The following is a 7,013-nucleotide window of genomic DNA, read 5'->3' on the forward strand; positions in this document are numbered from 1 at the left end:
CGCCCGTTCCCTCGAAGCGGAGGTCGCCGCCCCGCGCCGCTCCCCGTCGAGCGGTTGCCCACGGCGATGACGCCCAGGAAGCTGGCCACGCCGTTCGCCACGGCCACGCCTCCGCCGCTGGCGGCGCTGTTGCCCGCGATGGTGCAGAACTGGAACGTCGTGCTGTTCAGGCTGCCGCTGTCCACGCAGACCGCGCCGCCCGCCACGCTTGCAGTGTTGCCGAAGAACGTGCAGTTCGTGAACTGCGCGTTCGCGTTCCCGCTCACCAGCACGGCGCCGCCGCTCTGGAGAGAGGGCGCCGTACCCTTGGTGAAGGTGATCCGACGGAAGGCGACCGTGCCCCCGGAGACGTTGAAGATGCGGGTGGAGTTGCCCTCGATGGTGACGCCCCGTCCGTCGAGCTCGAGGTTCGAGGTGATGGGCATCTCGGAGGAGGTCCGAATGGTCCGGACCCCCTGGGCGACGTTGATGACGTTGGACTCGCCGTTGGCGTTGGCGCTGGCGACGGCCTGACGCAGGGAGCCCGGGCCGCCGTCGGCCTCGGTCGTCACCGTGAACGTCGCCGCGCTTGCCGGGCCTGCCGCAAGGCACGCCAGAAGCGCCAGCGTCAGGACGGAATGTGCTCTCTTCATGGTATCATGACCTCTTCTTTCCGCAGTTTCCTGCAAATTGGCGCCGCCGCGTGCCCGGCGGAGCCCGCCTGTCGAAAGACTTCCTTAATTTTACACGGAAAAACGTCTTTGCGCACGCCGCAGCGCATCGGACCTCGATTTTTCTCCGCGGCGGCGCGGGCACGGCGGATGCGCGGGGGGCGCTCAAAATTGCGCGGATTGTAGTACAATAAGAGTTGAAGAAGTCTTGGATTGTGTCCTTCTGGATTTTTTTGCGTTGGGCTCTTCCGAAAGGGGGCGCGGGCGACGCGCAGTGCGCGGGAGGGCCGGTCTTCTTTGCCGTAGGGAGCCTTTGGGCTTCCCGTCGGATTCATTTTGAGGGGGGTTATCTTTTCATGAAGCGTAACTGGAAAACGATGGACGGAAACGAGGCGGTCGCTCACGTCGCCTATGCGTTCTCCGAGATGGCGACGATCTACCCGATCACGCCCTCGTCGCCCATGCCGGAGCACATCGACGAGTGGGCGGCCCACGGCCGCAAGAACATCTTCGGCAAGACCGTCAAGGTGACGGAGATGCAGTCCGAGGGCGGCGCGGCCGGCGCGATCCACGGCGCGCTCTCCGCCGGCGCCCTGGCCAGCACCTTCACGGCGTCCCAGGGGCTCCTCCTGATGCTGCCGAACATGTTCAAGATCGCGGGAGAGCTCCTGCCGGGAGTGTTCCACGTCTCCGCCCGTGCCCTGGCGACCCACGCGCTCTCCATCTTCGGGGACCACAGCGACGTCATGACCTGCCGCATGACGGGCTTCACGATGCTGGCCGCCGGCAGCGTGCAGGAGGCGGCGGACCTGGCCGCGGTGGCCCACCTGACGGCCATCGAGACGAGCGTGCCCGTGCTGAACTTCTTCGACGGCTTCCGCACGTCCCACGAGATCCAGAAGATCGACGTCTACGACTACGCGGACCTGGCGAAGCTGGTGGACTACGACGCCATCGAGGCGTTCCGCGAGCGCGCCATGCGCCCGGAGAACCCCTTCGTCAAGGGCACGGCCCAGAACCCGGACATCTTCTTCCAGGCCAAGGAGGCGTCGCAGCCCTACTTCGACCGCGTGCCCGACGTGGTGGCGGAGTACATGCGCCAGGTGTCGAAGCTCCACGGCCGGGAGTACTACCCGTTCCAGTACTACGGCGCGCCGGACGCGGAGCGCGTCGTCGTCGCCATCGGCTCCGTCTGCCAGGCGACGGAGGAGGTCGTGGACTGGATGAACGCCAGGGGCGAGAAGGTGGGCCTCATCGAGGTGCACCTCTACCGCCCGTTCTCCCCGAAGTACTTCTTCCGGGCGCTCCCCTCCACGGTCAAGGCCATCGCCGTGCTGGACCGCTGCAAGGAGACGGGCGCCCTGGGCGGCCCTCTCTACGAGGACGTCCGTTCCATGTTCTTCGACTACGGCCCCAACGCCCCGAAGGTCGTGGGCGGCCGCTACGGCCTGGGCTCCAAGGACACGACGCCGAGCTGCATCAAGACGGTGTTCGACAACCTGAAGCTCTACGAGCCCCGCAACGACTTCACCATCGGCATCGTGGACGACGTGAACGACAGCTCCCTGCCGATGCAGGACCACATCGACACCGCGGCGGAGGGCACGGTCTGCTGCAAGTTCTGGGGCCTCGGCTCCGACGGCACGGTGGGCGCCAACAAGAACTCCATCAAGATCATCGGCGACCACACCGACATGTACGCGCAGGGCTACTTCGACTACGACTCCAAGAAGTCGGGCGGCATCACGGTGTCCCACCTGCGCTTCGGCAAGTCCCCCATCAAGTCCACCTACCTCATCGACTCCGCGGACTTCATCGCCTGCCACAAGCAGGAGTACGTCAACCAGTACGACCTGACGGCCGGCCTGAAGAAGGGCGGAACGTTCCTCCTCAACACGCAGTGGACGACGCCGGAGGCCCTCGAGGAGCACCTGCCCTCCGACCTGAAGCGCAAGCTGGCGAACCTGGGCGCGAAGTTCTACGTCATCAACGCCGTGGACGAGGCCCAGAAGATCGGCCTGGGCAACCGCACGAACTCCATCATGCAGGCCGCGTTCTTCAAGCTGGCGAACGTCATCCCCATCGACGACGCGGTGCAGTACATGAAGCAGGCCATCGTCGATACCTACGGCCGCAAGGGCGAGAAGGTCGTCAAGATGAACCACGACGCCGTGGACGCGGGCCTGAAGAGCCTCATCGAGATCAAGATCCCGGAGGGCTGGAGCGCCGCGCCGGACCAGGTCGTGCAGAAGCGCGGTGTGCCGGACGAGATCCCGGAGTTCGTGACCGGGCAATGCCAGGTGATCAACGCCCAGAAGGGCAACGATCTGCCCGCCAGCGCCTTCACGGGCGAGTACGTGGACGGCCGCTTCCCCTCCGGCACCGCAGCCTACGAGAAGCGGGGCGTGGCGGTCAACGTGCCGGAGTGGAACGGCGAGAAGTGCATCCAGTGCAACCAGTGCTCCATGGTCTGTCCCCACGCGGCCATCCGGCCGTTCCTCCTGGACGCCGCCGAGCAGGAGGCCGCGCCGAAGGACTTCGGCGCCGTCGACCCCAAGGCCAAGGCGCTCAAGGAGGCGGGCTACCGGTACAAGATCCAGGTGGACACCCTGGACTGCCTGGGCTGCGGCAACTGCGCGGACATCTGCCCGGTGAAGGCCCTCGAGATGAAGCCCACGGCCTCTCAGGAGGGGGAGATCGACAACTGGACCTACGCCGTCGAGGGCGTGGCGGACAAGGACAAGGTCGTCGACAAGTTCACCGTCCAGGGCAGCCAGTTCCAGCGCCCGCTCCTGGAGTTCAGCGGCGCCTGCGCCGGCTGCGGCGAGACGCCCTACGCCAAGCTGATCACCCAGCTCTTCGGCGACCGCATGATCATCGCCAACGCCACGGGCTGCTCCTCCATCTGGGGCGGCTCCGCGCCCAACATGCCCTACACGGTCAACGCCGAGGGCCGCGGCCCGGCCTGGGCGAACTCGCTGTTCGAGGACAACGCCGAGTACGGGTACGGCATGAAGCTCTCCGTCAACGTCAAGACGAACTACCTGGTGGAGGCTGTGACGAGCCTGATCAAGATGGAGTGCGTCCCGGAGGAGTACAAGAAGGTCCTTCAGGAGTGGCTGGACACGCACCTGGACGGCGAGAAGTCCAAGGCGTCCGCGGCGAAGGTGGAGGAGCTCCTGGACGAGGTGTTCTGCTGCTGCGGCGGTCACGAGCACGAGCACGCGGACCTCGGCGACGAGGCCATGGCGGAGTTCTCGAAGATCGCGGAGTACCACGATTACCTGGTGAAGAAGTCCGTCTGGATCTTCGGCGGCGACGGCTGGGGCTACGACATCGGCTACGGCGGCCTGGATCACGTCCTGGGCAGCGGAGAGGACATCAACGTCCTCGTGCTGGACACCGAGGTCTACTCCAACACGGGCGGTCAGGCCTCCAAGTCCACGCCCACCGCGGCGATCGCGCAGTTCGCTGCGAGCGGCAAGCGCGTGCGCAAAAAGGACCTGGGCCGCATGGCCATGACCTACGGACACGTGTACGTGGCGCAGGTGGCCATGGGCGCCGACAAGAACCAGCTGCTCAAGGCGCTGAAGGAGGCCGAAGCCCATAAGGGGCCCTCCCTGATCATCGCCTATGCCCCCTGCATCAACCACGGCATCAAGGCGGGCATGGGCAAGACCCAGGCTCAGTCCAAGAACGCCGTCGAGGCGGGCTACTGGCACCTGTACCGTTGCAATCCGAGCCTTGCCGCGGAGGGTAAGAACCCCTTCATCCTGGACTCCAAGGCGCCGACGAAGGACTACAAGGAGTTCCTGATGAGCGAGGTGCGCTACGCCTCCCTGAAGCTGGGCTTCCCGGACATCGCGGACAAGCTCTTCGAGCAGGCCGCGCAGGAGGCGCGCGAGCGCTACGAAACCTACAAGGCGATGGCGGAGATGGGCCCGGTGCCCGTCAAGGCGTAAACATCCGCCGGCTGAATACAGGCGACCAGGCGGGTCCGGGGCGCATCGCCCCGGACCCGCCTCTTTGGCTTTGCCCGCGCGGCGTGGTCGCTTCAGGGGCTTTCGCGCCACGACCGTCCGATGGTCTCCGATGGTCTATAATACAGGGGATGGAACGTCCGGTTCCGTAAATCTTTGAGGGGGTCGTCGATCATGAGGGCGTCTTTTAAATCGTGGCTTTGTGCGCTCGCGCTGTTGTGCTTCGCGTGGGAGGGCGCGGCTGCCGCGTCGGATTTCGAGTTCAGGGGCGGGATCGAGCCGAAGGACCCGACGTCGCGCCTCCTGGCCTTTTACGTCAACCGCTTCACGCCGGAGGAGCTCACGCTTACCATCGACGGAGAGCCGGACGCCTCGGGTCGCTACCGGGACCTGTACATGGACCTGACGGGCGTCATGATCGAGGGCGTGAGGCTGGACAAACTGACGTTCCGTATGCTGGACGTGCAGTTCAACGCGCCGGAGAATTGGGCGTCGGGCGACGTGGAGTGCAGGAGCGCGCTCCGAATCTACGCCTATGGGCGCATCCTCCAGGACGACATCAACCGCAGCCTGGAGGCCAGGACCTTCGGCGAGGACGACCACTGGCGCCATGTCGCCATGACCATCGCGCCGGAGGGGCTGAAGGGCCGGGGCTATTACATGGCGAAGGTGCTCTTCGTCACGCTGGACATTCTGATCGAGATCGACAGCGGACTCAAGATCGTGGGGAACAAGGAGCTGTGGCTGAAGGACCCGCAGGTGAAGATCAATCGCCTCGACCTGCCGGACTACATCACGAATCAGGCCCTGTCCCAGATTCAGCCCCTGCTGGACCTCAACCGCTTCCCCCTGCCGATGAGCCTGCACAAGGTCGAATTGGAGGAGGGCCGCGCCATCCTCTCCACCCGCGTGCTGCCGGAGCCGATGGAGCGCGGCGTCACCTATCATTACACCGCGCGGTAGGCGTCGATGAACAGCATCGACCGCAAACGCTGCCTCTGGGTCGTCGTCTCGGCGCTCGCTCAGGGCCTCCTGTTGGGGGCGTATTCCGTCACCCGAAGCGGCCCCTTCCTCTGCGTTCCGCTGACGCTGGTGGTCATCGTCCCCTTCGTCTTCTGGCTGGCGCAGGAGCACTGGGGCAGGCGGCTTCGGCGCTTCCTGATGGGGTTGTCCCTGGTGCTCGCCGTCTTCTACGCCTATCGGCTGTGGTCCGTCTGGCCGGTGAACGACGGCTTTTTCCTCGTCCCGTCTCAGAGGATGGACGTGATCCGGGCCTGCATGGCCGTCTTCCTGCTGATCCCCTTCTTTCAGTGCCGCATCGCCACGTGGAGCTGGAGAATGCCCTACTCGGAGATATTCTTTCAGCTGTGTCGCAACCTGTTCCTGCTCTTTCAGGCCGTCATCGTCATGGCCGTCTTCTGGGGGCTGCTGCTGACGGCCAGCCTGCTCTTCGACATCGTGGGGCTGAACTTCGTCCCCTACGTCCTGTTCCACCCCATGGTGGCCGTCCCCCTCTCCACGCTCACGATCGCCGTCTCCATATTCGTCGCGCTGAAGCACCCCGGCATCGACTCCCTGGGGCGGTGGATCCTCTCCATCCTGGCCTGGCTCCTGCCCCCCTTCTCCCTGCTCTCCGTCGTGTTTGTCGCCTGCCTGCCCTATTCGGGGCTGCGGACGCTGTGGAGCACGGGGCAGGCCAGCTCCCTCATCCTGCTCCTGGAACTGGGGACGATCCTGCTGGCGAACGCCGCCTGGCTGGACGGAACGCGGAGCCCCTTCACCGGCAAGGCCGTCAACGCGCTGTCGCAGATATCGCTCCTGTGCCTCCCCTTCTACACGGTGATCTGCCTCTACTCTCTAGGGCTTCGGGTGGAGCAGTACGGCCTCTCGGTGGACCGGATCCAGGCGGCGTTCCTGGCGGTGGTGACGGGGATATGGGGCGTCGGCTACGCGGGGGCCGTCCTGATGCGCCAGTGGCCCTCCGCCATCGGACGGGTCAACGTCGCGGCAGCCCTGATGATGACGCTTCTCGTCGCGGCCATGAACTCCCCCCTGCTGGACCCCTACCGGCTGGCGGCGAACAACCAGGCCGACCGGCTCCTGGGCGGACGCATCGCCCCGGAGGACTTCGATTATCTCTACATGCGCTTCAGCCTGGGGCGGTACGGCAATTACGCGCTGGAACGCCTCAGGGAGAGCCGCGGGCCGCGGGCCGACTCGATCCGGAAGCGGATCGTCGCCGCGATGGCCGTGGACCCGGAGGAGTACCTGCGGGACCTGGAGAGCAGCGTCGCCCCCACGTCGCAGCGGCGCGAGATCCTCAACAACGCGAGGGTCTACCCGCAAGGGCGCAGCCTCTCAAAACCATTGAAGGATTGTCAGG

General features: G+C 65.6%; 4 protein-coding genes. 3 read left to right on the forward strand and 1 reads right to left on the reverse strand.

All coding sequences use genetic code 11. The annotated features are described in order from the left end of the window. Positions 1–632 (reverse strand): hypothetical protein (locus SY1_RS06385; protein ID WP_208873123.1); only part of this gene is annotated, 632 nt, incomplete at its 3' end. 374 nt (positions 633–1,006) lie between these two features. Here SY1_RS06385 and nifJ point away from each other — a divergent pair. The 3 genes from nifJ to SY1_RS06400 form a co-directional block, all read left to right on the forward strand. Then, positions 1,007–4,612 (forward strand): pyruvate:ferredoxin (flavodoxin) oxidoreductase, encoded by a 3,606-nt coding sequence (gene nifJ, locus SY1_RS06390; RefSeq protein WP_015556541.1) that lies wholly within the window; start codon positions 1,007–1,009, stop codon positions 4,610–4,612. 192 nt (positions 4,613–4,804) lie between these two features. After that, complete coding sequence (locus SY1_RS06395) at positions 4,805–5,593, forward strand: LmeA family phospholipid-binding protein (protein WP_015556542.1); 789 nt, start codon at positions 4,805–4,807, stop codon at positions 5,591–5,593. 6 nt (positions 5,594–5,599) lie between these two features. After that, positions 5,600–7,013, forward strand: a 1,414-nt coding sequence (locus SY1_RS06400) for a DUF4153 domain-containing protein (protein WP_208873124.1), incomplete at its 3' end; no start/stop codon positions are given.

Source organism: Fretibacterium fastidiosum (assembly GCF_000210715.1).
Classification (GTDB): Bacteria; Synergistota; Synergistia; order Synergistales; family Aminobacteriaceae; genus Fretibacterium; species Fretibacterium fastidiosum.